This is a genomic window from Paracoccus simplex (assembly GCF_042648325.1).
GTDB lineage: Bacteria > Pseudomonadota > Alphaproteobacteria > Rhodobacterales > Rhodobacteraceae > Paracoccus > Paracoccus simplex.
The window spans coordinates 111,301-137,424 of record NZ_JBHRXE010000006.1 but is presented as its reverse complement, the minus strand read 5'-3'; the positions used below and the strand labels follow the sequence as shown (position 1 = coordinate 137,424).

General features: G+C 68.5%; 22 protein-coding genes and 1 tRNA gene. 13 read left to right on the top strand and 10 right to left on the bottom strand.

From position 1 onward, the window contains the following. Nucleotides 1–669, top strand: a 669-nt coding sequence (locus ACFOMP_RS02730) for a DUF4357 domain-containing protein (RefSeq protein WP_379027789.1), incomplete at its 5' end; no start/stop codon positions are given. Nucleotides 670–745: 76 nt separating this feature from the next. Here the strand turns inward: ACFOMP_RS02730 and ACFOMP_RS02725 are convergent. Both ACFOMP_RS02725 and lysM read right to left on the bottom strand, forming a co-directional pair. Further along, nucleotides 746–2,632: an acyl-CoA synthetase gene (locus ACFOMP_RS02725; protein ID WP_379027788.1), complete on the bottom strand. Its 1,887-nt coding sequence runs from the start codon at nt 2,630–2,632 to the stop codon at nt 746–748. A gap of 130 nt (nt 2,633–2,762) precedes the next feature. Then, on the bottom strand, nt 2,763–3,251 hold the full coding sequence (gene lysM, locus ACFOMP_RS02720) for a peptidoglycan-binding protein LysM (protein ID WP_379027787.1): 489 nt from the start codon (nt 3,249–3,251) through the stop codon (nt 2,763–2,765). A 135-nt stretch (nt 3,252–3,386) separates the two neighbouring features. On the opposite strand from lysM, the gene ACFOMP_RS02715 reads away from it, so the two are divergent. Continuing rightward, a complete protein-coding gene (locus tag ACFOMP_RS02715; RefSeq protein WP_379027786.1) occupies nt 3,387–3,926 on the top strand; it encodes a CAP domain-containing protein in 540 nt (179 codons plus the stop codon). An 84-nt stretch (nt 3,927–4,010) separates the two neighbouring features. On the opposite strand, the gene ACFOMP_RS02710 is transcribed toward ACFOMP_RS02715, so the two are convergent. Genes ACFOMP_RS02710 through tsaD form a run of 5 tightly spaced genes read right to left on the bottom strand, consistent with a single transcriptional unit; the run spans nt 4,011 to nt 8,569 of the window. Beyond that, nucleotides 4,011–5,816 (bottom strand): ABC transporter transmembrane domain-containing protein, encoded by a 1,806-nt coding sequence (locus ACFOMP_RS02710; RefSeq protein ID WP_379027785.1) that lies wholly within the window; start codon nt 5,814–5,816, stop codon nt 4,011–4,013. A 44-nt stretch (nt 5,817–5,860) separates the two neighbouring features. After that, entirely contained in the window at nt 5,861–6,286 is a 426-nt protein-coding gene (locus ACFOMP_RS02705) for an EVE domain-containing protein (protein ID WP_289894858.1), read from the bottom strand. Continuing rightward, complete coding sequence (locus ACFOMP_RS02700; protein WP_289893352.1) at nt 6,286–6,561, bottom strand: YciI family protein; 276 nt, start codon at nt 6,559–6,561, stop codon at nt 6,286–6,288. The genes ACFOMP_RS02705 and ACFOMP_RS02700 overlap by 1 nt, the downstream gene beginning before the upstream one ends. Continuing rightward, a complete protein-coding gene (locus ACFOMP_RS02695) occupies nt 6,558–7,502 on the bottom strand; it encodes an NAD(P)H-dependent glycerol-3-phosphate dehydrogenase (RefSeq protein WP_379027784.1) in 945 nt (314 codons plus the stop codon). The genes ACFOMP_RS02700 and ACFOMP_RS02695 overlap by 4 nt, the downstream gene beginning before the upstream one ends. Further along, a complete protein-coding gene (gene tsaD, locus ACFOMP_RS02690) occupies nt 7,499–8,569 on the bottom strand; it encodes a tRNA (adenosine(37)-N6)-threonylcarbamoyltransferase complex transferase subunit TsaD (RefSeq protein ID WP_379027783.1) in 1,071 nt (356 codons plus the stop codon). The genes ACFOMP_RS02695 and tsaD overlap by 4 nt, the downstream gene beginning before the upstream one ends. Nucleotides 8,570–8,634: 65 nt before the next feature. Between tsaD and ACFOMP_RS02685 the strand changes: the two genes are divergently transcribed. The 4 genes from ACFOMP_RS02685 to ACFOMP_RS02670 all read left to right on the top strand — a co-directional run bounded on the left by ACFOMP_RS02685 (nt 8,635) and on the right by ACFOMP_RS02670 (nt 12,875). Beyond that, a complete protein-coding gene (locus ACFOMP_RS02685; protein WP_379027782.1) occupies nt 8,635–9,309 on the top strand; it encodes a uroporphyrinogen-III synthase in 675 nt (224 codons plus the stop codon). A gap of 128 nt (nt 9,310–9,437) precedes the next feature. Further along, nucleotides 9,438–10,952, top strand: a complete 1,515-nt coding sequence (locus tag ACFOMP_RS02680) for a COG4223 family protein (protein WP_379027781.1) — start codon at nt 9,438–9,440, stop codon at nt 10,950–10,952. 10 nt (nt 10,953–10,962) lie between these two features. Continuing rightward, the gene (locus tag ACFOMP_RS02675) at nt 10,963–12,747 is read left to right on the top strand and encodes a heme biosynthesis protein HemY (protein WP_289893357.1); all 1,785 of its coding nucleotides are present in this window, start codon (nt 10,963–10,965) and stop codon (nt 12,745–12,747) included. A 52-nt stretch (nt 12,748–12,799) separates the two neighbouring features. Next, nucleotides 12,800–12,875: transfer RNA gene (locus ACFOMP_RS02670), tRNA-Thr, on the top strand. A gap of 815 nt (nt 12,876–13,690) precedes the next feature. Here ACFOMP_RS02670 and ACFOMP_RS02665 read toward each other — a convergent pair. Beyond that, nucleotides 13,691–14,494, bottom strand: a complete 804-nt coding sequence (locus ACFOMP_RS02665) for a hypothetical protein (protein WP_379027780.1) — start codon at nt 14,492–14,494, stop codon at nt 13,691–13,693. Nucleotides 14,495–15,151: 657 nt separating this feature from the next. On the opposite strand from ACFOMP_RS02665, the gene ACFOMP_RS02660 reads away from it, so the two are divergent. From ACFOMP_RS02660 to zapE, 7 genes are all read left to right on the top strand, one after another. After that, the gene (locus ACFOMP_RS02660) at nt 15,152–15,280 is read left to right on the top strand and encodes a hypothetical protein (RefSeq protein WP_379027779.1); all 129 of its coding nucleotides are present in this window, start codon (nt 15,152–15,154) and stop codon (nt 15,278–15,280) included. Nucleotides 15,281–15,787: 507 nt separating this feature from the next. Beyond that, nucleotides 15,788–16,687: a glycosyltransferase gene (locus tag ACFOMP_RS02655; protein WP_379027778.1), complete on the top strand. Its 900-nt coding sequence runs from the start codon at nt 15,788–15,790 to the stop codon at nt 16,685–16,687. Between the two features lie 403 nt (nt 16,688–17,090). Next, entirely contained in the window at nt 17,091–17,981 is an 891-nt protein-coding gene (locus ACFOMP_RS02650) for a hypothetical protein (protein WP_379027777.1), read from the top strand. A gap of 162 nt (nt 17,982–18,143) precedes the next feature. Further along, on the top strand, nt 18,144–19,610 hold the full coding sequence (locus ACFOMP_RS02645) for a hypothetical protein (RefSeq protein WP_289893362.1): 1,467 nt from the start codon (nt 18,144–18,146) through the stop codon (nt 19,608–19,610). Between the two features lie 29 nt (nt 19,611–19,639). Beyond that, nucleotides 19,640–20,866: a hypothetical protein gene (locus ACFOMP_RS02640; RefSeq protein ID WP_379027776.1), complete on the top strand. Its 1,227-nt coding sequence runs from the start codon at nt 19,640–19,642 to the stop codon at nt 20,864–20,866. A gap of 165 nt (nt 20,867–21,031) precedes the next feature. After that, a complete protein-coding gene (locus tag ACFOMP_RS02635; RefSeq protein ID WP_379027775.1) occupies nt 21,032–22,342 on the top strand; it encodes an MFS transporter in 1,311 nt (436 codons plus the stop codon). Nucleotides 22,343–22,534: 192 nt separating this feature from the next. Next, a complete protein-coding gene (zapE, locus tag ACFOMP_RS02630) occupies nt 22,535–23,635 on the top strand; it encodes a cell division protein ZapE (RefSeq protein WP_289893365.1) in 1,101 nt (366 codons plus the stop codon). 242 nt (nt 23,636–23,877) lie between these two features. On the opposite strand, the gene ACFOMP_RS02625 is transcribed toward zapE, so the two are convergent. Together ACFOMP_RS02625 and accD are read right to left on the bottom strand one after the other, a co-directional pair. Then, the gene (locus ACFOMP_RS02625; RefSeq protein WP_379027774.1) at nt 23,878–25,146 is read right to left on the bottom strand and encodes a bifunctional folylpolyglutamate synthase/dihydrofolate synthase; all 1,269 of its coding nucleotides are present in this window, start codon (nt 25,144–25,146) and stop codon (nt 23,878–23,880) included. A gap of 16 nt (nt 25,147–25,162) precedes the next feature. Continuing rightward, the gene (gene accD / locus ACFOMP_RS02620) at nt 25,163–26,104 is read right to left on the bottom strand and encodes an acetyl-CoA carboxylase, carboxyltransferase subunit beta (protein ID WP_289893367.1); all 942 of its coding nucleotides are present in this window, start codon (nt 26,102–26,104) and stop codon (nt 25,163–25,165) included. Nucleotides 26,105–26,124: the final 20 nt, after the last annotated feature.

Sequence of the window (26,124 nt, the reverse complement as noted above, 5' to 3'; positions counted from 1 at the left end):
GGAAGCTGTGGGATAAGTCCGTCCGGGGAAAGGGGAACCTCGGCCTTAAGCCGATTTGTGCAACAGAGCCCCATCACGAGCAAAGATCTCAACCTGACCAAAGCTCATGTGCGTTATCTTGAGAGCCGGTTGATTGTTCTTTTGCGTGAGGCCAAAAAATGCTCGTTGCAGAATAAAACCGAGCCGGTCTTCGAGCGATTGCCAGAAGCCGATATTTCCGACATGGAAACCTTTCTTGAAGAAATCCAGCTTCTTTTGCCGGTGATCGGAATTGATTTCCTAAGACGACCGCAAATGGCTGTCGCTCAACAAAGCAAAGAATCCTCATCTCAGACGGTGACGTTCTTTCTCACAAACGCCAACAAAGGCATTTCGGCTCGTGCGGTCGAGGCGGAGGGTGAGTTCATCGTTCTTACTGGCTCGACGGGAAGTTTGAACGTTTCCCCGTCGTTTCATGAAAGAATTCGGCTTGTTCGCGAGCAAGCGCTTGAGTCCGGGCGAGCCGTCCGGACTGACGATCATAACTTTCGATTGGTTGAAGATCTTGCCTTCAGTAGCCCCAGCGCGGCTGCCGTCTTTCTTTTCGGTACGAGCAGAAACGGCCGCACTGATTGGCTTGTGAGCGGGAGCAGTGAAACATATTCGACCTTCAAGGAGCGGCAGCTATAGGCGCCGCATCCTAAGAATATTCCTGCTGCAGGCCTTTGCAAAGGCTGACGCTGGGCGGGGTTACTGATTTCCTGGCTCAGGCCCATTCCCAGGGCCGGGTGAACTGTCCCAGGCAATCCGCCAGCGCCTGCTCGTCCACCGTGCCCTTGCGGGCCAGCCGCACGACCAGGCCGCGCTTCTTGTCGTCCACCACCTCGGCCACCTCGACCGCCAGCCCCGCCTTGGCCAGCGCCGCATCGTAGACGCGCTTGATCGCCAGCTTGCGCAGGTCGGGCTTGAAGATCTTGCCCACCGCGGTCTTCGGCAGCTCGGCCAGGATCTCGATATGCTTCGGCACCGCCGCGCGTTCGTGGATATGCGCGCGCGCGTGTTCCATCAGCTCCTCGATCGAGACCTCGGCACCCGCCACCAGCTCGACATAGGCGCAGGGCAGCTCGCCCGCGAAACTGTCCGGCTGGCCGATGGCGCCGACGAAGGCGACCTTGGGATGCGACAGCAGCGCATCCTCGATCTCGGCCGGGTCGATGTTGTGGCCGCCGCGGATGATCAGATCCTTGGCGCGGCCGGTGATCCACAGATAGCCGTCGGCGTCCATCCGCCCCAGATCGCCGGTGCGCAGGAAGCGGCCCTCGGCGAACAGGTCGCGGTTCTTGTCGGGCTCGGTATAGGTCGAGCCCTCGTAGACGCCGGGATTGGCGACGCAGATCTCGCCGATCTCGTCGGTGGCGCATGCGTGGAAGCCGGTCGCGTCGCGGCGCAGGATGCGGACATGGGTATAGGGCAGGGGGATGCCGACCGAACCCACCTTCTTCAGGCCGCCGACGGGATTGACCGAGACCAGGCAGGTCGCCTCGGTCAGGCCGTAGCCCTCGGCGATCTCGACGCCGGTGGCGGATTTGAAGCGGTTGTAGAGCTCCATGGGCAGCGGTGCCGAGCCGGAGATCGCCATGCGCAGCGACGAGACGTCGCCGTTCACCGGCCGCTGCATCAGTGCGGCGATGGCGGTGGGCACGGTGATCAGGAAGGTCGCCTGCCAGCGTTCGATCAGCTTCCAGAAATTGTCGAACACCCCCTCGCCGCGATAGCCGGCAGGGGTGGGCATGACCAGCTGCGCCCCGGACATCAGGCAGGACATCAGGATCGGATAGGCGGCAAAGACGTGGAACATCGGCAACGGGCACATCAGCACGTCCTGCTCGGTGAACAGCAGCGTGCCGCCCAGCCAGCCGTTGTAGATCATGCCGGATTGCTTGTGCTGGGCGACCTTGGGCGTGCCGGTGGTGCCGCCGGTGTGGAAATAGGCGGCGACGCGATCCTCGGCCGGCTCGTCGAACAGCAGGCGATTGTGGCGCTGGGCGCTGGCGGCGGCCTCGAAATCCATGACCCTGGCCTGGTGGCGGGTCGGCAGCTTGGGGCGCATCAGCGGCACCAGCAGGCGCTTGAGCCCGGTCAGATAGCCGCGCAGGTCGATCTCGAGCACGGTCTGCACGCCCGGCGCCAGCGCCACCGCCTCGGCCGCCTTCTGGGCGATGTCGGTCTTGGGGAAGCTCTTCAGCGTGACCAGGACCTTGGCCCCGGTCTCGCGCAGGATGCCGGCGATCTGCTCGGCATCGAGCAGCGGATTGATCGGGTTCACGATGCCGGTGGTGGCGCCGGCCAGCAGCACCACGGGCGCCTCGATGCAGTTGGGCAGCAGATAGGCCACCACATCGCCGGGGCCGACGCCCAGGGTGTGGAACAGGTTCGCCGTCTCGGTGACCCGCTCGTGCAGCTCGGTCCAGCTGAGGGTGCGTGCCGGGGCCTTGGGGTCCGAGAACAGCTGGAAGCTGATCGCCGGGCGCTGGGGATGCTGGTCGCGGGTCCGGGTCAGGGCCTCGTAAAGGGTGCGCGGCACCGGACGTTGCGCATAGGGCATCTCCGCCTCGACCGCATCGCGGTCTGCGACGTTCGCGAACCTGGCCATCAATTTCCTCCCATCTTCCTGCCGGGACACAGGCGGGCCCCGCTTGCGGAAAGAATGGTCCGAAAAACCGCGCCGGGGCAAGCAGGGCCTTGCCCGCGGCACGCCGAGACGCAGCGTCAGAGACGCCGCGTCAAGCCTGCGGAATCCGCAGGGTCTGGCCGGGATAGATCTTGTCGGGATCGCTGAGCATGGGCTTGTTGGCCTCGAAGATCTCGGGATAGCGGGCGGCTTTGCCAAGATATTTCTGCGCGATGGCCGAAAGCGTCTCGCCCTTCTGCACGGTATGGAAAACCGGCTTGGCCCCGGCCGGCGCCGGGGTTTCGGTGCCCGCGCCCTCGGCCAGCTCGACATGGGCGATGCCCTTGATGTTGCCGACCGCCAGGATCAGCTTCTCCAGCGTCTCCTGATCGCGCGCCTTGCCCGAGATGACCACGGTGTCGCCGCGCAGCTTCAGGTGCACGTCCTTGCCGGTCAGCCCCAGTTCCTTGAGCTCGGCCTTCAGCGCCTCGACCTTGCGATCGGTGTCGCTTTGCGCCGGCTGGGCGGGGGCCGCCTGCGCCTGGGCTTCGCTGCCGAACAGCGATTTCCCGGCATCCTTCACGAAATCCCAGATGGCCATGGCCACTCCTTCTCTCAGATTGCGTTCCAGCGGCAACGTTCCGCCGAGCCGGCGGTTCCAGACAATTTTCGGCAATCGGAAGTTGAGAAACTGAACCCGCCCGCCTAGTTTGCGGCGATCAAGAGGATGTTGAAATTGAACAAATACGCCAACTATCTCGTTTCATTGGTCCTTTTCGGGTTGATGGCGATCCCGTCCCAGGCCGGAGAGGCTGCGCGAATCTCGACCAAGGCGGCCGGGCAGGAACTGCAGCGCTCGGGGGCGGTGACCTGCTACCAGACGTCGATGCGGGAAAATCAGGCAGCGGTGCAGGCGACCAATGCCACCCGCAAGGCCCGCGGCCTGCCGTCGCTGAAGCCGAATGCCGAACTGGCGGTTGCCGCGGCGCGGCATGCTTGCGACATGGCCCGGCGCGGTGTCATGTCGCATCGCGGCAGCGGCACCAGGGGGCCGATGCAGCGGCTGAAGAAAGCCGGCTACCGGCCCAGCATCGCCGCCGAGAACATCGCCGCCGGTCCCTTCACCCAAGACCGGGTGCTGCGCGAATGGGTGCGGTCGAGCGGGCATCTCGCCAATATCCTGATCCCGCAGGTCAGGCATTACGGCATCGGCAAGGCGGTCGGCGCGGATGGCAAGACCGTGTATTGGGCGGCGGTCTACGGCGCACCGCGCTGACCGGGCGCCCGGCCGGTCACGCCGATCCCTTGCAGGGCCGGCGGCCCGCTGGGATCGCGGCGACCCCGGTGGCCCGGGCGCCGATCAGGCCCCGGCCGGTTCGGTCGGATCGGCGGCGCCTTCGGTGAATTGCAGCCGGGCCAGACGGGCATAGAGTCCGCCTTGCGCCACCAGATCCTCGTGCCGGCCCTGGGCGACGATCCTGCCGTGATCGAAGACCACGATGCGGTCGGCCTTCTTCACCGTCGCCAGCCGGTGCGCGATGATGATCGTGGTGCGGGTGCGGGCCAGATCGTCCACGGCGTTCTGCACCAGCCGCTCGGATTCGGCGTCAAGGGCCGAGGTCGCCTCGTCCAGCAGCAGGATCGGCGCGTCGCGCAGGATGGCGCGGGCGATGGCGATGCGTTGCTTCTGCCCGCCGGACAGCATCACCCCGCGCTCGCCGACATAGCTGTCATAGCCCTCGGGCAACAGGCGCAGGAATTCGTCGGCATGGGCGGCGCGGGCGGCGGCCTCGACCTCGGCATCCGAGGCGCCGGGGCGGCCGAAGCGGATGTTTTCCCGCGCGGTGGTCGCAAAGATCACCGGATCCTGCGGCACCAGCGCGATGGCCTGGCGGAAATCGGCGCGCGCCATGTCGCGCAGGTCGATGCCGTCGATGCGCACCGTCCCAGCATCCGGATCCCAGAAGCGCAGCAGCAGCTGGATCACCGTGGTCTTGCCGGCGCCCGAGGGCCCGACCAGCGCCACCGTCTCGCCCGGCGCGATGTCGAGCGTCGCGCCCTCCAGCGCCGAGCGGTCGGGGCGCGACGGATAGTGGAAGGTCACCGCGTCGAAGCCGATGGCGCCGCGCACCGGGCGGGGCAGGGCGACGGGATCCTCCGGATCGGTCAGCGCATCCTGCGCGGTCAAGAGCTCGCTCAGCCGCTCGGTCGCGCCGGCGGCGCGTTGCAGCTCGCCCCAGATCTCGGACAGCGCGCCGACGGCGCCGGCGACCAGCACGGCATAGATGACGAACTGCACCAGCTCGCCCACCGTCATCGCTTCCAGCCGCACGTCGCGCGCCCCGATCCAGAGCACGCCCAGCACGCCCGAGAAGATCAGGAAGATCACGATCACCGTCATCACCGTGCGCGTCTTGACCCGGCTCAGCGCCGAGTCGAAGGCGCGCTCGGTCACCTCGGTGAAGCGCGCGCGGGTCGGCCCCTCATGGGTGAAGGCCTGCACGGTCTGCGCCGATAGCAGGCTTTCCGAGGCGGCGCCCGAAGACTGCGCGATCCAGTCCTGGTTCTCGCGCGACAGCTTGCGCAGCCGCCGGCCCAGCACGATGATCGGCACCACGATCACCGGCACCAGCACCAGAAGCAGCATGGAAAGCTTGGCCGAGGTCCAGACCAGCATCACCATGCCGCCGGTCAGGATCAGGAAATTGCGCAGCGCGATCGACACCGATGAGCCGATCACCGACTGGATCAGCGTGGTGTCGGTGGTGATGCGGCTGATGATCTCGCCGGTCAGCACCCGTTCGTAGAAGGCCGGGCTCATGGCGATGACCCGGTCGAAAACCGCCTTGCGGATATCGGCGACCACCCGCTCGCCCAGCCGGGTGACGAGATAGTAGCGCATCCCGGTCCCCAGCGCGAGCAGCCCGACGATGGCGAGCGCCGCCCCGAAATATTGGTCGAGCAGACGCGCGCCGGCATCGAAACCGTCGACCACCCGGCGTACGGCAAGCGGCAGCACCAGGCTGATCCCCGCGGTCACGGCCAGCGCCGCCAGCGCGGCGGCCAGCAGCCCGCGATAGGGACGGATGAAGGGCCAGAGCGCCCGCAATGCGCCGATGCGTTTCGTCGTCGGACGGTCCGCGACGGGTTTGGGTCCGCGTGCCATATCTCTTCTCCTGGGTCGCCCGGACGGGGTGCCTGGTGGCTTGGTCAGAGCGGTTCGGTGCCGCCGGCCAGTTCCAGAATGACCTCCCATTCGGCATCCGAGACCGGCTGCACCGAGAGGCGCGAATTGTTGACCAGAACCATCGCGGCGAGCCGCGGCTCGGCCTTGGCCTCGTCCAGCGAGATCGGCCGCTTGATGCGGGCCACGGCGCGGACGTCCACGCATTCCCATTTCGGGTCCGCGGCGGTCGAGTCGGGATGCGCCTCGGCCAGAACCTCGCAGATGCCGACGATCTCCTTGCCGATGTTGGAATGGTAGAAGAAGCCGCGCTCGCCCTTCTTCATGGCGCGCATGTTGTTGCGGGCCTGGTAGTTGCGCACGCCGTCCCATTGCTCGCCCTTGTCGCCGCGGGCGATCAGGTCGTCGAAGCCGAAGACGTCCGGTTCGGACTTGAACAGCCAATGCGCCATCAGCCGATCACCTTCTTCCATTCGATCACCTCGACCGAGGCGAACAGTCCGGCCAGCGCATAGGGGTCCTGCGCCGCCCAGTCCTTGACCTGGGACAAGCTGTCGCCCTCGACGATCAGCAGCGAGCCGCAGGGCTGGCCGTCCTGGACGAAGGGACCGGCCAGCGTCACGCCGGGCTGCGCGCCGAGAAAGGCGAGATGCTGCTCGCGGGTATCCAGGCGGGTTTGCAGCTTGCCGGCATGGTCGCGGCAGATCACGGCGAAAAGGGGCATCATTCCTCCTTGAGCGGACGGTTCAGCAGAATGTCGAGCGCATGTTCCATGGCGATGCGGCCCTCGGCAAGACCCGCGACCAGATTCGACACCGGCATCTCGATTCCCATGCGGACGGCAAGGGCGGTGACGGCCCGGGCGGTGGCGGCGCCCTCGACCGTGGTGCCGGCGGCGAAGTCGCGGCCGGCGCCAAGCGCGAGGCCGTAGCGGAAATTGCGCGACTGGTCCGAGGTGCAGGTCAGCACCAGATCGCCCAGGCCCGAGAGCCCGGCCAGCGTCTCGGCCCGGGCGCCGAGCGCCGTGGCCAGCCGCACCATCTCGGCAAAGCCGCGGGTGACGATGCTGGCGCGGGCGCTGTCGCCATAGCCTGCGCCGATGGCGGCGCCGGCGGCGATGGCGATGACGTTCTTCAGCGCCCCGCCCAGTTCCGCCCCCGGCACGTCGGTGGTGCGGTAGAGCCGCAGCGCGCCGGTGGAAAGCTGGTGTTGCAGGGATTGCGCGGCCTGGGGATCGGCGCAGGCCAGCGTCAGGGCGGTGGGCAGGCCGCGGGCGATGTCGGCGGCAAAGCTGGGGCCGGTCAGCACCGCCACCGTCGCTTGCGGGCAGGCGGCGCCGATCAGGGCCGAGGGGCCGGTCAGGCTGGCAAGGTCGATGCCCTTGGCGCAGCTGACCAGCCGGCGGCCGTCGAACAGCTGCCCCTGTTCGGCCAGGAAACCGCCCAGCACCTGGGCCGGCAAAGCCAGCAGCACGGTATCGGCAAGGCAGTCCTGCAGCGCGTCGGTGACGCGCAGGCTGTCGGGCAGGCGGATGCCGGGCAGGCGCGGGTTCTCGCGCGTCCCGGCCCAGCCGATGTCGCGGCCCCAGAGCGTGACCGGCGCCTTGCCGGCCAGCACCACCGCCAGCGCCGTGCCGAAGGCGCCGGCGCCGATCACCGCCACGCTCATGCCTTTGCCCCCCGCTTGCCGGCGCCCAGCATCGGCGCGGCCCTTTGGTCCAGCGGCCAGCGCGGCCGCGCCGCCAGGTCCAGGCCGTCGCGCTGGCCGGCCTGGTAGGCCTCGATCCCGGCCCAGGCGATCATCGCCGCATTGTCGGTGCACAGCCGCAGCGGCGGGGCCAGGAAGGTCGAGGCGGCGCCGACCGCGACCGCCTGCAGGGCGGCGCGCAGGGTCTGGTTGGCCGCGACCCCGCCAGCCACCGCCAGCACCGGCGCGGGCGATGCGGCCAGCGCGCGGCGGGTCTTTTCCGCCAGCACCTCGGCCACCGCCGCCTGGAAGCCGGCGCAAAGATCGGCGCGGTCCTGTTCGTGCAGCCCGCCCTGCGCCGCCACCAGCTCGTCGCGCTGGCGCAGCACCGCGGTCTTGAGGCCCGAGAAGCTGAGATCGCAGCCCGGCCGGTCCAGCAGCGGCCGGGGCAGGGCGAAGCGCCGCGCATCGCCGGCGCGGGCCGCGGCCTCGACCGAGGGACCGCCCGGCTGCGGCAGGCCCAGAAGTTTCGCCACCTTGTCGAAGGCCTCGCCCGGGGCGTCGTCGATGGTGCCGCCGAGCCGGGTGAAACCCTCGGGGCCGTCCACGCGCAGGAACTGGCAATGCCCGCCCGAGACCAGCAGCATCAGATAGGGATAGGCAACGCCATCGGTCAGGCGCGGCGTCAGCGCATGGCCGGCAAGGTGGTTGACGCCGACCAGCGGCAGGCCGCTGCCCGCCGCCAGCCCCTTGGCCAGCATCACCCCCGACAGCACGCCGCCGATCAGCCCCGGCCCGGCGGTGACGGCGATGCCGTCCAGATCGCGCAAAGCCAGCCCGGCCTGGGCCAGCGCCGCCTCGACGCAAAGGTCCAGCTTCTCGGCATGGGCGCGGGCGGCGATCTCGGGCACCACGCCGCCGAAATCGGCATGCAGCGCCGCCTGTCCCGCCACCACCGAGGCGAGGATCGTGCGGTCGTCGCGCACCACCGCCGCGGCCGTGTCGTCGCAGCTGCTTTCGATGCCCAGAAAGGTCAGTCCCATGCTCATCCTTGTTCCCGTGCCGCCAAGGGCCTAGGCAGAGGGGGAACTAACACCTTGTCAGGCCGATTGCCATGCCGCCCAAGCCCGTGCCCCTGCTGCTTCTGACCCGGCCCGAGCCGGCATCGCGGCGTTTTGCCGCAGCCGTGGCGCATCTGGGGCTGCCGGTGGTGATCTCGCCGGTGCTGTGCATCCGGCCGGTGGCGCATGATGCGGCGCGGCTGGCGGCGGCGCGGGGGCTGGTCTTCACCTCGGTGAACGCGGTGCCGGCGGCGGGCGCGGGGCGCGGCCGGCCGGCGATCTGCGTCGGCCCGGCGACCGCCGAGGCGGCGCGCGCGCCGGGCTTCGCGGTGACCGAGGGGCCGGGCGACGCGGCCCGGATGATGCCGCTGCTCAGGGGGTTGGACGCGGGCTGGCTGCACCCGCATGGGGCGCATGTGGCCAAGGAATTGCCGGTTCCGGGCATGGTCGTCTATGACCAGTTGCCCATGCCGCTGACCCCCGAGGCGCAGGCGGTGCTGGCGGGAACCGCCCCGGTGATCCTGCCGCTGTTCTCGCCCCGTTCGGCGCGGCTGCTGGCCGGGCAGGCCGGGGGCGCGCGGGCGCCGCTGTGGCTGGTGCCGATCAGCGCAGCGGCGCGGGCGGCGTGGCAAAACCCCGCCGACCGCGTCGTCATCGCCCCTGCCCCCGATGCGGAAGGGATGATATGCGCGCTGGAAAGGCTGCTCGGCGCGGAACAAAGCATGTGAGGCGGGTTGAGGCGTATCGCGCCGCCCACTAGACTGCCGCCGGGAGCCAGTCATGATTGCGGGCCGGGGCGCGATGGCAAGGGCCGGGGCCGCCGGGACGCAATGCAGAAACGGAACGGGGAAGAATTGTGAGAAAGCCAGAAGCCAATTCCAGCGACAACACGTCAACCCCCGGACAGGAAACGAAAAAGAAGGCGGTGTCTGGCCCGGTGATCGAAAGCCGCCCCGTCAGCTCGGGCGAGGGTGCCGGACCGGCCAAGACCGAAGCCAAACCGCAGGTCGAATCGCGGCTGGTCGGTTCGGGCAAGGGCGCCGAAGCCGCGGCGCCCAAACCCTCGGCCGCGGCGGCGCAGCCGGGCGGGGCCCGGGTCGAATCGTCGTTCATTCCGCCGGTGGCCGCCGCGAAACCCGAGGCTGCGAAACCCGAGACCGCGAGGTCCGAGGCTGCGAAGAACGTCGCTCCGAAACCTGATGCCGCCAAGCCCGAGCCGAAGCCCGAGCGGGTCGAGACCCGTGTGGTCGAGGTGCGCAAGGCCGGCTTCATGCCGACCGTCCTGGGCGGCGTCGTCGCTGCCGGGCTGGGCGCCGCCGCGGCCTGGTGGGCGATCCCGCATCTGCCGCCGGCCTGGCAGCCCGCCCTGCCCGAAACCGCCCCGACCGAGGCCGAGATCGCCGCCGCCCGCGAGGCCGGCACCGAGGCCGCCAAGGCCGAGATCGAGGCGCAGGGCGATGTCTTCGCCAGCCGCGCCTCGGATGCGGGGGCGGATGCGGCGCGCCAGGCGTTGGCCGATGCCTCACTGCCAGGCGGCGACGCGGCGGCGCTGAAGGCCCAGACCGACAAGCTGGCGGCGCTGGAACGCACCGTCTCGGAACTGGCGGCGCGGCCGGCGACGCAGACCGTGGTCTCGGGCGAAAACGGCGCGCAGCTGCAGCAATTGGTGGATGACGTAAATGCCCGCCTGACGGCCCAGCAGCAGCGCATCGACGAGCTTTCTTCGCGCCCGGCGGCCGACCCGGCCGCGGCCGAGCGGATGCAGGACTTCGCTGCCCAGGCGCAGGCGCTGCAAGGCCAGATCGCCGCCGCCGCCGCGGAGGCCGAGAAGCGCATCGCCGCCGCCCAGTCGCAAGCCGCCGCGCTGCAGGAAAGCGCCGAGGCCGCGAATCGCCGTGCGCAGGCCGCAACCGCCGCCGCCGCCCTGCAGGCGGCGATCGAGACCGGGGGCGCGCGCGATCAGGCGCTGGCCGATCTGCGCGCCGCGGGCGTCGAGCCTCCGGTGGTGCTGGCGGGCGAGGTGCCGACGCTGGAACAGTTGCGCGGCGACTTCCCTGCCGCAGCGCGCGACGGGCTGGCCGCGGCGCTGAAGGCGACGCCCGGCAATGGCGGCGCGCTGGACAGCATCGGGAACTTCCTGCGGGTGCAGACCGGCGCCCGCTCGGTCGAGCCGCGCGAGGGCGACGATCCCGACGCGGTCCTGTCGCGTGCCGATGCGGCGGTGAAGGCCGGCGACATCAAGGGCGCGCTGGCCGAGATCGGTGGCCTGCCGCAGCCCGGCCAGGACGCCATGTCGGACTGGACCGCCAAGGCGGGTGTCTGGGTCGAGGCCAATGCCGCGCTGGCCGCCCTGGCCGCCGGCAGCTTGTAAGGATCCCGTCATGCTGCTTTCGGCTTTGAAAATCCTGATCTTCTTCGCCATCGTTCTGGCCATCACCCTGGGGGCGCTGCAGCTTTCGGAAAGCGGCCAGGGCCTGAGCATGGTCTATGGCGGCACCGAATACACGCTGGGGCCGGTGCAGCTGGCCATCGCGGCGCTGGTGGTGGTGCTGCTGGGCTGGCTGGTGGTGCGGGCGCTTGGCCTGCTGATCGCCTTCATTCGGTTCCTGTTGGGCGACGAGACGGCGATCAACCGCTTTTTCGCCCGCTCGCGCGAGCGCAAGGGTTACGACGCGCTGTCCGACGGGATGCTGGCCGTCGCCTCTGGCGAGGGCCGGCTGGCGCAGGACAAGGCCGCCAAGGCGGCAAGGCTCCTCGACAAGCCGCATGTCACCGACCTGCTGGCCGCGCAGGCCGCCGAGGTCGCCGGCGACCGGGCCAAGGCGGCCGAGATCTATCGCCGGTTGCTGTCGGACCAGCGCACCCGCTTTGTCGGCGTGCGCGGGCTGATGCACCAGAAGCTGGCCGAGGGCGATACCGCCACGGCGCTGAAGCTGGCGGAAAAGGCCTATGCGCTGAAGCCCAAGCACGCCGAGGTGCAGGACATGCTGCTGGAACTGCAGACCCGCGAGGGCGACTGGAAGGGCGCGCGCGCGGTGCTGAAGGACAAGCGCAAGCAGGGCCAGCTTCCCAAGGACGTGCATCTGCGCCGCGACGCGGTGTTGGCGCTGAAAGAGGCGTCCGAGGTGCTGGCCGAGGGCAATTCGATCAGCGCGCGCGAGGCCGCGATCTCGGCCAACCGGGCCAGTCCCGACCTGATCCCGGCCGCCGTGCTGGCCGCGCGCAGCTATGTCGCGCAGAACGACGCCAGGAATGCCGGCCGGGTTTTGCAGAAGACCTGGAGCGTGCGCCCGCATCCCGCCATCGCCGCCGCCTATGCCGAGATCGTGCCGGACGAGAAGCCGGCCGCGCGGCTGCGTCGCTTCGAGGAGTTGATGCGGCAGAACCCGGATCACGAGGAAACCCGGTTGCTGCGCGCCGAACTGCTGCTGGCCGCCGAGGATTTTCCCGGTGCCCGCCGCGCCTTGGGCGATCTGGCGCAGAAGCACCCGACGGTGCGCTCGTTGTCGATCCTGGCCGCCATCGAGCGGGGCGAGGGCGCGGACGACGCGGTGGTGCGCGGCATCCTGGCGCGCGCGCTGGTCGCCAGCCGCGGCCCGCAATGGGTCTGCGACAAATGCCACAACGTCATGGCGGATTGGTCTCCGGTCTGCGATAGCTGCGGCGGTTTCGACACCCTGACCTGGCGCGAGCCCGACAGCGCGGTCTGGACCGCGCCGGCTGCGAACGGGGCCGAGATGCTGCCGCTGCTGGTTGGCGGCAAGGCTGCTGCGGCCGACCCGCCGGTGCCGGCCGCGGTGCCGATCCCGCCGCGCGCCAGCGCCGCCGGCATGGTCGATCGGCAGCCGGACGAGTCCCGGCCCGAGCCCGAGCCGGTGCCTCTGGCCGAGGTGGCCGATGTCGCGCCCGGCATGGTTCCGCGCGAGTCGGATTACCGGCGTGCGGCCGCGGGCGTGGGTGGGGCCGAACCGGCGATGACCGTCACCGACCCCGAGCCGGAGCCGATCCCGGTGCCTGCTGTCGCGGCACCCACGCCGCAGGCCGCGCCGGTTTCCGAAGCGGCGCGCAAGCCGGTCGTCACCGATCAGGGCGACATTCTGCCTGTGCGCCCGGATGTCGAGCCGCCCGAGGAAGCGACGGTGAAGATCGCGGGGAAAAAACACTGATCCCCCCTTTTCGCCCGCGCCGGAACCTGCTATCCGGCGCGGCACATGGAACGCCGGTGTAGCTCAGCTGGTAGAGCACGTCATTCGTAATGATGGGGTCGGGGGTTCGAGTCCCTTCACCGGCACCATGGATACCCCCCGACCTGTTCCCGATAGGGCAGGGAAGGGGGCTATGGTTCCCTCCACAGTCCATGGCACCACCCGGCAGGGCTTGGACGTCACGCTGGTGATCGTCGACCGGAACATCTCGAAGCAATCACGATCCTTGTCGGGAACGGCAACGCCGATCCGCAACGCGAAGCGGTCGAGCATCTTTCCGAGATCATCCGCCGCAGTCGGAAGCGTGCAACCTCGCTGATATCCGGCAGAGGGTTCATCTTGGCCTTGGCTGCCTCGCTCGGCGCGGCGCCGGCCCGATGCGAACGTCGAAAAGGCCTCGTCGATCCCGCCGTGGATGAGGTTCTTCTGCCGACGGTCCACCGTCGCCTTGGCTTCCGCCAGGCGGCGCCTGACCGTGCCTGGCGCCTTTGCCCCATCCGCTGCATCCGCTTGCTGGAAGGCCGGCCAGGGCCGGCGCGTGATGGAGGCGTTCAGGCGGTTCGCCATGAACTGCACGACCCGCCTGTCCGTCGTCGGGTGATCTGGAACCCGAGCGCCGGATCTGGAGCGGGGGACATGGCCCGGGCGAGCTGTCGACTGCTGGCGCCCGGTTCAAGACCAGGGATACCGTGCCGGATTTTCCAGGCGGGTTGAGGTGCGGCCCCGGCGCCACCCGGCCTTTGGCCCGTTCCTGGCCGGAAAGATGCTCATGGCCATCGGCATGGCGCCGACCCTATCCGGAGTTGACGGTTTCCGTCGCCGTGACCGCGGTCCTTTCCCAGCTCGGCTCGCGCGGTCTCTGCGCGCTGCTCGGACGATGGGCCGCCGCAAGAAACGCCGGCCGCTATGCTATTCCGCCCTTGTCGATGCCGGGATTCGGCGCCGTGATCCGGAGATGCGCAAGCCGATAGAGCATGGAAAGACTCCGAGACCTTTCGGCTTGGAGTTTTTTCATCAGGCCATTGTGGACCTTTCGCTCGCCGTTAAGAACCGCGCGGATCACCGGGATCAGCATGTGCCGCTTGCGCAACCATGCCGGCATGAAGTGATCCCCTTGGGGCGCCACCCAATGATCAAGGTGAAACGTCCTGAGAAAGTAAGGGATATGCAGTCGGTCAGGGCCGTTCAAACCATGGAGAATCATCCCTCCCCTGATTTTCTCCAGTCCCTTTTTCGCAGTAGGGAAGCGCAAGCCGCCCGAGTTTTCGACCATCTCCGCGCGAATGCGCGGATCACGAACGATGGCGGGATCGGGAGACCAGCGGGGGGCAAACGCCATCGTATGGCGAACCGGGAGAATGGCAGCCCAGGAAATCGCCCCGAAAGCGCCGATGGAAAACCCCATCGTATCGACGACCTCTGTTTTCTGGCGGTCCATTTCCTCAGCGATGATCGGGAAAATGCGATCCACGCGCTGGGGGCGAGAATAATATCCGAAGTCATGCTCCAAAACGAACAAGGTCTTGCGCCGCATGGCAGCTAAAGCATGGCGGAATTCCGGAGGGCGGCCTTTGGGGCCCCAGCTTCCGAAAGAAACGACCATGGGGCCAGGGGCTGGATTCGCCGGGACGCCGCGCAAGATCGTCAGCTTCGGCTCGTCCACGATGGGTTCAATGTTGAAGGCGTGAAAATCGTTCTGGGTGGTCATGGTAAATAAAACTGCAAATCGGTGTTGTTGGACAAAACCGTCCAGTTTAAGGGGATCAGAAATCCTTGGCCCTAAACCAAGGGCGCAGTCAAGCGCCTTGGCCCGATGAAAGTAACCGCCTGCGATTCTGTATCACGGGGCGAAACTATCCTGCCACATTTTCCGCGCCTCCTGCGGAGCGAGGACTTTATGTCAAAATGGTCCTGTCCATAAATGTCCCGAAAGCGCGCCGCGCCTGGCCGCCACCCCATCCGATCGCCTCGCCTTCGTGCGGAGCTTCTGCATCGAGGAGGCCATGTGCCCGGCAGGGCTCAAGTGTCGCGGCCGCCCGGAGATGCCTTTTGAGCGGCATCATTCTGGCGCGAGCGGGCCATCGACGCGATTTTCGGCCGCGACACCGTGACCCGCGCTTTCCAGAAATCCGCAACCCTTGTCCAGGACGGCATCATCGGACCCAAGAGCGGGGCTGCGGGGCTGTCCGGTGCGGTTTTCGCAAGGTGGGTGAGGGAGAGACTTCCGACTCGAACGATACGCGAACAAAACCAAACCAAATGGTTGAAAACTGCGACCAAAGTAGGAACAAAACCCGACCGTGAGCACCTTGCGCCTCTTTGCGGAGAGTCGCAAGCTGGGCGCCAGCGCAAACAGGAGTTGAGCATGCCGCATCAGGCCATTCTTGCCTCGACATTGATTTTCGGGGTTTTTGCCGTCGCCGCCGTCGCGACCGCTTCGGTGATCACCACGCAGTCCATGGGTATGTGGGTCGATCCGCCCAAGCCGACCTGATCCTCGGCGATCTCAACCGATATGATCCCGTCCCGGTCAGTCGCGGGGCAGGGGCCGTTGGCGTTTCAGGGATTCAGGCTCGCCCCTTATCCACCGGCGTCATCAGGGCCCGCGACGCCATCTTTGTTGCGCAGGGCGATCCGCGTGGCCAGCGGCCCCCCGATCCAGTCCGCAGCATCTGGGAAAAATGGCCGGGCGGTCAAGCCTGTGCGGGATCGTTGGGGGCGGATCCGAGCGAGTTCCGAGAAGCTGATGGCGGGGGACATGCCACCGCCCGGCATATTATGCAGCGAATCGCCGCCAAAACACCGGATGGGTTCGCCGGCGCCATGATCCAGAGAAAAGTCATGCAACCTTTCCGGGTCGCGTGGCTTTTCGCATTCTCAACCCTGTTCTGCGCAAATCCCTGACAGATGGACCTTTTGGGCTCTGACGCGCGGCTTAGCGTATGGCATCGCGGGGGATGACCTGCTAGGAAGGAAGGGCGGGACAACTTGCGGGCGAACGATGAAGGAACAAGACATTTCCATTCTCGGCATATGCCGGTTTTCCATGCTGGGCCGCGGGGATTGGAAGGCCTATCGCAACAAGTCCGAGGACCAGCTTGAGGCGATCTACGAGGAAAAGGCCGCCGAGCTTTTCGCCCCCGACCGCATGGAGTCGCGGTTGGCGACCTTCGAGCATCTGACGCTGGCTTCGATGCGCGCGCAAAGCGACCCGAATTTCCGCTTCCTGGTCATCTCCTCGGACCGTATGCCCGAGGAATACCGCCGCCGGCTGGAAGCGATTTGCCAGCCCGTCGATCAGGTCGTGCTGCGGTTCCTGCCACCGCTGCATGTCTCGGGGGCGGTCACCGGCATTGCCGCCGAGCTGGAGATCGACCTGCCGAATACCGTGCAGTTCCGGTTGGACGATGACGATTGCGTCGCCAAGGATTTCATCCGCCGCCTGCGCCGCCATGCCGCCGGAATGTGGCGCAACGCGCATTTCGCCGTCAGCTTCTCGTCGCTCTATTATTGCGTGACCGACGGGCCGACCGAGGGGATCTACAACTGGTATAGCCCCTTCTTCAGTGCCGGAGCGGCGGTACGGCACAGCTCTCGCACCGTGTTCGACTATGGGCATTTCAAGATCCCACAGCATCTGGTCGCGGTGACGGACCCGCATTTCCCCAGCATCGTGACGCATCGCGGCGACAACGACACGCCGCGGCACGAGGCGCAGATCCTGCGCAAGCGCGGCATGGTGCGGGCCTCGGAGCAGGACGTGCGCCGGGCGTGGGAGCGGCATTTCGATTATCTGGGCCCGGAGGGGCTGGCCTTGTCGACCTTTGGCAAGGTTGTCGGCAAGAAGCCGGCTGCGGAATTCGTGGGGCTGGAAGACGAGAAGGCCGAGGGCGTCGCCTGAGCCCACATTCCGCGCCCGGGATCGTGGTCGCGGGGCTTTGCGCGGTGCGTCAGGCTGATGGCCGATGCGGTGTCGGCTGGACCAGGCAAATCCTTGGGATTATGACGATTTCAGGAACGCCTTGACAGCGGCGGCCCGCCGGGCGTCGAGCTGAACGGGTCGGCCAAAGCGTCTGTTCCCGACAGGCTCTGACCCCCGGGCTTCGAGGGACGGAAACGGCGCGCTTGTCCTTCGCGATCCAAGCCTCTCGGGCAAGCGGGCGGAGCTTTCCGGTTGTCCGCCAGCGCCTGCACGGCGGCAGACAAATTAGTTTATTCCCTGTTGATAACAACTGTGGATTGCAGGTAGAACGACAGAAGTTTTTGGTTGTGTATCAGCTGTTACGCTGAAAAGGGGGCATCAGATGCCGCTGCGGGAAGAGATCGTCTACAGCAGTTCCGCCTATACGATCCGCACCGCGCAGCATCCGGACAATCTCGAGGCGGGCCGGCCCGCGGTGGTGACCTTCTCCCATGCCGGGCTCAACCCCGGCAATGTGCGGCCCGGTTTCGCCGAGCGCTGGCTGCGCGCCAAGGCGGTGGACGGTTATTTCGTCCTGAACCACCGCACCGACTGGTTCCAGAACGACGACTTCTTTCCCGCCATCGAGGCCATCCGCGCCCATGCCGGCTCGCGGCCGCTGGTCACCTATGGCTCCAGCATGGGCGGCTATGGGGCGCTGCTGGGCTCGGGCCGGCTGCGCGCCGAGCGGGTGGTCGCGGTGGTGCCGCAATTCTCGATCGAGCGGGCAGTGGTGCCGTTCGAGAAGCGCTGGCGCAAGGAGGCCGAGGCGCTTGGCGCCTTCCGCCACGACGTCACGCGCGAGATCCATGAACATGCCCGGATCACCGTGATCCTGGACCCCCGCAACGATGACCGGCATCACTTGGCGCTCTATCCGCTGACCCGCAACTGGGAGGTGGTGGCGCTGCCTTTCGCCGGGCACATGCCGCTGCTGGTCATGCAGGATGCCCGGCTGCTGGGCGGCTTCGTGCTGCCGACCCTGCTGGGACAACCCGAGTCGCGGCCGCCGATCCGTGCCCTGCTGCAGGGCCGGCGGCGCAGCGCGCTGTATTTCCGGGTGCTGGGCGTCCACGCGGCGCGGCTGGGGCGCTTTCCCACCGCGCTGGAAGCGGCGGTCCGCTGTGTCGAACTGGGCGTGCCCGCGAATGGCGACAAGATCCATGAGGTGATCGGCAAGCTGCGTCCGGTGCGTGAGCGGCTGGGCAAGCGCGTGCTGCTTCCCACCGCCTGATCCGGTCCGGCGCGATCCCCGATCCAAACTGCCTTTGCCCGCGGCCGGCCGTTGCTTGGCCACAACCGGCAACGCTGCCGAATCCTCCGGATAATGTCCGCGCCCTTCGGAATGAGCAGAGGAACGCAGATGCCGAACAAAGCCACAGTCAGGGGTGTCCTGATGGATGCCACCCTTGCCCCCATCGCCGAGGGCAAGATCGTCGCCACGCTGAACGGGTCCGACGTGTTCGACGGCGCGCAGGTGGTGATCCGGAAGGTCGAGGCCACCACCAATGCGCAGGGCGAGTGGTCGCTGCCGCTGCTCGTCAATGCCGAGGGCGATGCGGCGGCCACCAACTGGAGCATCGAGGGCTACAACCAATATGTGGCCAAGGTCTTCGAGGTGAAATCGCTGTTTCTGGCCTCGGCCACCGAGATCACCCTGGGGGATCTGGAACGGACCAGCGCCCAGAACCTGAAGGCGGCGCGCGAGGGCAGCGCGGTGCGGCTGGTCGTCGCCCGGGACCAGGCCGGTTACGAGGCCCTGCCGGAGGGGCAAAGGCGCGACAGCGATCTGGTGCTGCTGGATCCGCGGGACAATCCGCTGGCGATCCATGCCGGGCTGAGCGCTGCGCTGTTTCGCGGCGTGCAGCGCATCCATGCCGGTGGTCGGGCGGTGCCGCTGCTGGATGCGCGCGGCACCACGCTGATCGCCGGGCAGGGCGAGGCCGTCGCGCCGCAGGTGGTGGCGCCGCCGGCACTTTCGCCGGACAATGCCGGAATTGGTGCCAGCGTGACGCTGGATATCGGCTCGGCCACCGGCATGCCGGTGCCGGCGGCGGAATGGGACATCACCCTGAACGGCAGCACGATCCGCGACCGGGTCGATGCGGCGCAGATGCGGTTGCAGCTTGCCGAACCGGGGGAGTACGCGCTGACTGTCCGCTGGCGCAACGAGGCGGGCATGGCCGAGGCCGAGACTGCTTCGCTTATCGTGGCGCCGGCGGCCGAGGTCGTGCCGGACATGGCGCAGGCGGCCGGGTTCTTTGACGCAGGCTCGGCCTATACCGGCGCCGCGACCGCGGTCACCGGCCTGTCCAACAAGGGCAGCGGTGGCTGGAACCTTGCCGCGACCAGTTCGGGCGCGGCCATCGCAATGGGCCCCGAGGGCGTGGCCTTCAACGACGGCCGCAGCCTGCAGGCGATCAACCTGAGCAATGCGGGCGTGGACGGGGTGTTCATCGTCGTGCGCGCGGTGCTGGACGGCTACGGCTCGGGCGTGGCGCAGGTGCTGGCGGCCAACCCTTCCGCCGGCGCCATCGCCATCCAGAACAACAACGGCGCTTTGCAGGCGCGCTATCATGACGGCACCGCCCGCAACATCGCGCTGGGATCGGTCAGCTATGGCCAGGAATTCGTCGTCGGGCTGGAAATCGACAATCGGGCCCGGACGGTCCGCGCCTATACGCTGGCGGGCGATCTGGTCCAGGAAACCCCTGTCGGCATGCCGGGGGTGAATTTCACCACCGTGCGCACCGGGCAATATGTCCGCGGCACCGTCAAGCAGATCGCCGTCTGCGCCCGGCCTGCAGGCGGCGCCTTCGCCCTGCGCTTCGAGGATGTCGTCGCGCATTTTCGGGGGGCGTAACGGCGCCGGGCAATACCGTCGATCTGCTGGTGTCGCGTGGGCAATCCCTGGCCCTGGGCGCGAATTTCGGGGGCGAGACCGCCCCGAACGGCCAGAAATGGCGAGACGTGTTCGGCGGCGGGACCAATCCCGGCGCTCTGATGCTGACCGGGCTGCGCCGCGCCGACGGCGTCGCGATCGGCAATGTGGCGAACCCGCTGCTGAACGGCTATGACACCGCCGCGCCTGCCGCCGGCAGCGGGCCGATGGTGGTGCAGACCTCGATCCCCGAGGGGGCGGTGCTGGCCTGCGGTATGCTGCGGGACGGGCTGGTCGGCCAGGCCGTCGCCTTCCAGTTCCATGATGCCGGCGGCCAGACGATCGAGAATTTCGACGACGACCCGGCAACGGGCTCTGCCGATCTGCTGGCGCCCTGGCAGAACGCGGAATGGTGGCTGTCCGAGGCGGCGCGGGTTTTCGCCGCGCAGGGCTGCGCCGTGCGGGTGCCGCGCCTGTTCCTGAACCAGGGCGAGGCCGATGTCGCCCGCCCGCGCGGCTGGTGGCAGGCCGCGGCCGAGGCCACGGTCGAGAAGATGATCGCCCAGATCCGCCGGCTGACCGGGCAGGTCACGCCGATCCGGCCGTTCCTGCAGCAGACCGGCGGCTACATGCAGGGCGCCGCGGCCAATCTGCACCAGTGCAAGCTGGACCAGCTGGATTTCGTGCGGGCGCGCAACGGGGTACTGATCGGCCCGCTCTATCCCTACAAGATCGACAATGGCGACGGGAAAGGCGTGCACAAGCTCTGGTCCGAATATGTCCGCGCCTATGAGGTCGGGGTCTGGGCCGCGGCCGAGGATGCGGCGGGGCGGCCCTGGAACCTGCTGCCGGGCGCGGCCTCGCGGACGGGCGACCGCATCGCCATCCCGATCTCGCTGCGCGAGGACGAGGCGCTGACCAGCGCGGCCGGGCTCTATGCCGATTACGGCGGCGATCCCGCGCATCTGGGGCTCGAGGCGGTCGGCGGCGGCGCCATCACTGCCGCCGGCGTCTCGGGCGGCGACATCCTGATCGAGGTCGCCGGCCCGGTCACGGCGATCCGCTATGCCATGCAGCGCGATCCGACCGATTACCGGGCCCTGACCGACGCGGCCGGCTGCGGCTACGGCGCCCATCGCGGGCTGATCCGCACCACTCTGACCAGGACGGTGCGCTGGGGCGGCATGGATTTCGTCATCGAGCGCTGGCTGCCCAGTTTCGAGGTCGAACTGGGCTGAGCATCGGCGCGCAATCCGGGCAGGGCCATCCCCAAGGGGTGGCCCTTTCCCGCATGCGACCGGCGCAACAAACCGCGACGAAACCGCGGCGCTCCGGCGATTTGCTGTGGACATGGCGGCAATCGTCGGAAAACTGCCCGACAGGCGGATCAGCGGAGGCGAGCCATGAACCCGACCATCGACGAGGCCCTGACCCAGGGCGGCGCGGGGCGTTTCCAGCGGCGGCTGCTGGGGATCTTCGGCCTGGTCTGGGCGGCGGATGCGATGCAGGTCATCGCCATCGGCTTTACCGCCGCCTCGATCGCGGCCAGTTTCGGGCTGACCGTGCCGCAGGCCCTGCAGACCGGCACGCTGTTCTTTCTGGGCATGTTCGCCGGCGCGACGCTGTTCGGGCGCATCGCCGACCGGATCGGCCGGCGCGACGTGCTGCTGCTGACGGTGGCCTGCGACGCGGTTTTCGGCCTAGCCTCGGTCTTTGCGCCGGACATCTGGTCGCTGATGCTGCTGCGCTTCCTGACCGGCATGGCGGTGGGCGGCACGCTGCCGGTCGATTACGCCATGATGGCCGAGTTCCTGCCGCCGCGGAATCGCGGCCGCTGGCTGGTCTGGCTGGAGGGGTTCTGGGCCATCGGCACCATCATCATCGCCCTGACCGCCTGGGTCGCGCATCTGGCCGGCGCGGCCGAGCCCTGGCGCTGGATCTTTGCCGTGGCCGCCCTGCCGGCGCTGATCGGCGTCTGGCTGCGGCTCTGGGTGCCGGAATCGCCGATGTATCTGCTGCGCAAGGGCGACGAGGCCGGCGCGCGCGCGGTGATCGACCGGGTGCTGACCGCGAACGGCGCCCGCGCCCTGCCGCAGGGCACCCGCCTTGCCGCGCCGCCCGTCACCGCCGAGGCGCGGCTGTTCGGCCCCGAGCTGCGCAACCGCAGCCTGGGCATCTTCGCCGCCTGGTTCCTGGTTTCGCTGTCCTATTACGGTGTCTTCGTCTGGCTGCCGGCGGAACTGGTCAAGGGCGGCTTCGGCTTCGTGCGCGGCTATGGCTTCCTGGTGCTGATGGCGCTGGCGCAACTGCCGGGCTATGCGCTGGCGGCGCATGGCGTGGAAAGCTGGGGGCGCAAGCCCACCTTGCAGATCTTCCTGCTGCTCAGCGCCGGAGGCTGCCTTCTTTTCACCGTCGCCGGCAGCCCCTGGCTGGTCGCGGCCGCGCTGCTGCTGATGAGCTTTGCGCTGCTGGGCACCTGGGGCGCGCTCTATGCCTATACGCCCGAGCTTTATCCGACCGGCTTGCGCGGCACCGGCATGGGCACGGCCAGCGCGGTGGCGCGGGTGGGCGGGCTGCTGGCGCCGTCGCTGATGGGCTATGTGGTGGCCCGCGGCTTCGGCACCGCGATCGGCGTCTTTGCGGCGCTGCTGCTGCTGGCCGCCATCGGCACGCTGTTCATCCGGGCCGAAACCCGCAACAGGTCCATCGTCTAGGGCCGGCGGCAGCCGGCGCCCGCGATGCGGCCGGCCACCCCTTGGTCAGAGCCGCTTGCTGCGCAGCGAATCGCTTGCCCCGTTGGGAAATAGGGGCAGTTTCCAGCGCCGTGGCCGTTGAACCTTAGCGAAAACGACGGAAATCTCGGGCCGGCCCTTGCGAGCCGGTCCTTTCTTTGGCAGGGGCAGGGCATGGCAAGCGTATCCGAACTTTACGAGGCCCGCGTGGCGACCGGCCGACTGGCCCCCGATGCGGCACAGCGCGGCGTGCTGCCGGTGCTGGACCGGCTGGTGGGCGACCTGGCGGCGACCCCGGCCCCGGCGCCGCAGAGGAACGGCTGGCTGTCGCGGTTGCGCGGCGCGGCCCCGGCGCCCGCGCCGGCGGTCAGGGGACTCTATCTCTGGGGAGGCGTGGGCCGCGGCAAGTCCATGCTGATGGATCTGGTGATGGAGGCGGCGCCGGTCGCGGCCAAGCGCCGGGTGCATTTCCACGAATTCATGCAGGAGATCCAGGCGGCGCTGGAGGGGGTGCGCAAGACCGGCCAGCAGGACGCCGTGCGCCCGGTGGCGCTGGCGGTGGCGCAGCAGGCGCGGCTGCTCTGCTTCGACGAGATGCAGATCACCGACATCGCCGATGCGATGATCGTCGGTCGGCTGTTCCAGGTGCTGTTCGAGGAGGGCGTGACCGTCGTCACCACCTCGAACCGGGTGCCGGAGGAGCTTTACAAGAACGGCCTGAACCGCCAGCTGTTCCTGCCCTTCATCGCGCTGTTGCGCGAGCGGCTGGAGGTGGTCGAGCTGGTCAGCGCCACCGACCACCGCCAGAATCGCGACGAGGCCGGGCAGGTCTGGTTCATCCCCGCCGACACGGCGGCGCATGACCGGATGGATGCGCTGTGGCGTCAGGACACCGCGGGGGCGCCGACCGCGCCGTTGCTGCTGGAGGTCAAGGGCCGCCAGGTCGAGATCCCGCAGCATCTTGGCCGCATCGGGCGGGCGAGCTTCTGGGACCTTTGCGGCAAGCCGCTGGGCCCAGCCGATTACCTGGCCATGGCCGATGCGCTGGACCTGCTGTTCATCGACTCGATCCCGCGGCTGTCGCAGTCGAACTACAACGAGGCCAAGCGCTTCGTGACCCTGATCGACGCGCTTTACGAGGCCAGGGTGCGGCTGATCGCCAGCGCCGCCGACGAGCCGGAACGGCTTTACGCCGAAGGCGAGGGCGCCTTCGAGTTCGAACGCACCGCCAGCCGCCTGCGCGAGATGCGCGACGCCGATTGGGGGCGGGCCTAGCGGCGCGCTGCGCGGTCATGGGGGCTCTGCCCCCGGCCTTCGGCCTTCTTCCCCCGGGGGTATTTGGAAAACGGTGAAGCGGTGGCCCGTTCCCGGCCCGCCGGGACAGGTGAGGTTCTGACCCTGCTTGCGCGCCGGATCCGGGCACATGCCGGCTTTCACCGTTTTCCAAATACCCCCGGGGGGAGTCCCGCAGGGACGGGGGGCAGAGCCCCCACTGCCGGCTGCGGACGCGCGCCGGCCTAGCCGTTCTCGCGCAGCACCTGCCCGGCGAGGTAGAGCGAGCCGCAGATCAGGATGCGCGCGCCGGGCTGGTCCGCGGCCAGGCGCCGCACTGCCGTCAGCGCATCGGGCGCGATCGCGGCGGCGAGCCCGACCGAGGCGGCGGCGGCGGCGGTGTCCTCGGCCGGCAGGGTGTTCGGCTCGCCCGGGATCGCCACGGCGGTCAGGCTTTGCGCCACCCCGGTCAGCGGGCGCATGTAGCCCGCCACGTCCTTGGTGTTGAGCATGCCGCAGACCAGATGCGTCGGTTTCCTCGCCATGGCCGCGAGGGTCGCCGCCACCGCCTCGCCGCCCGCCGGATTGTGGCCGCCGTCGAGCCAGAGTTCGCAGCCGCCGGCCGCCTCGACCAGCGGGCCGCGGCTGAGCCGCTGCATGCGGGCCGGCCATTCTGCCTCGGTCACCGCGGCGCGGGCCTCGACGCGGCCGAAACCCAGTTCGCGCAGCGCGGCGATGGCGGTGCCGGCGTTCACGATCTGGTGCGGGCCGGGCAGGGCGGGCAGCGGCAGGTCCATCAGCCCGTGCTCGTCCTGATAGACCAGCGCGTCGCCCTCGCGCCGGCTGTCCCAGTCCTGCCGGGCGATGCGCAGCGGCGCGAAGAGCCGCTCGGCCTTCTGTTCGATCACCGCGCGGGCGGCGGGCTCTTGCGGCGCGACGATGCAGGGCACGCGGCGCTTGAGGATGCCGGCCTTTTCGGCGGTGATCTCGGCCAGCGTCTCGCCCAGGTATTGCGTGTGGTCGATGCTGATCGGCGTGATGACGGTCAACACCGGCGACTCGATCACATTGGTCGCGTCCAGCCGGCCGCCGAGGCCGACTTCCAGCAGCGTGTAATCCGCGGGTGCGCGCGAGAAGGCCAGGAAGGCCGCCGCCGTGGTGATCTCGAAGAAGGTGATTGGCGCGCCGCCATTCGCGGCTTCGCATTCCTCCAGCGTGGCGGCCAGGTCCGCCTCGGGGATCAGCTCGCCGGCCAGGCGGATGCGCTCGTGGAACTGCGCCAGATGCGGCGAGGTATAGGCATGCACCCGCAGGCCTGCCGATTCCAGCCCGGCGCGGATCATTGCCTGGGTCGAGCCCTTGCCGTTGGTGCCGGCGATGTGGATCGCCGGCGGGATGCGGCGTTCCGGGTTCCCCAGGGCGGCCAGGATGCGGTGCATCCGGTCCAGCGACAGGTCGATGACCTTGGGGTGCAGCTGCATGAGCCGCGCGAGGATGGCGTCGGAGGAGGTCATCGCGATGTCGTCCGGTTCAGGTGGGCTTGCTGTCGGCGGCGGGCGCCTCGGCCTCGGGCTGCGGCGGGGCGATGTTGCCCGGCGCGGGCAGATCGCCCGCCACCGGCGCGGGCAAGCCCCCCAGCATGCGCAGGATGGTGATCAGCTCCTCGCGCAGCTGCTTGCGATGCGTCACCCGGTCCAGCATGCCGTGGTCCAGCAGGTATTCGGCGCGCTGGAAGCCCTCGGGCAGCTTCTCGCGGATGGTCTGCTCGATCACCCGCGGGCCGGCGAAGCAGATCAGCGCGTTCGGTTCCGAAATCTGGATGTCGCCCAGCATGGCATAGCTGGCGGTGACGCCGCCGGTGGTCGGATGGGTCAGCACGACGATATAGGGCAGCCGCGCCTCTTTCAGCATCTCGACCGCGACGGTGGTGCGCGGCATCTGCATCAGCGACAGGATGCCTTCCTGCATCCGCGCGCCCCCGGCGGCCGAGAACAGCACCAAGGGCCGCTTCAGCTTCACCGCGCGCTCGGCCGCGGCGATGATGGCGTTGCCGACATACATGCCCATCGACCCGCCCATGAACGAGAAGTCCTGCGCGGCGGCGACGATCGGGGTGCGGCCCATCTCGCCCTCGGCGACCAGCATCGCCTCTTTCTCGCCGGTGGATTTCTGCGCCGCCTTCATGCGGTCGGGGTATTTCTTCTGATCGCGGAAGCCCAGCGGGTCGGCGACCGGCTCGGGCACCTTGACCTCGTTGAAGACGCCGCCGTCGAACAGCGCCGCGAAGCGCAGCCGGGGCGAGATCGCCAGGTGATGGTCGCAATTCGTGCAGACGTTCAGGTTGTCCGACAGTTCGCGGTGGAACAGCATGGTCCCGCATTCCGGGCATTTGGTCCACAGGTTCTCGGGCACCTCGCGGCGCGAGAACAGCGAATTGATGCGCGGACGGACATAATTGGTGATCCAGTTCATCGACGGCCCCTGCGCTCTGT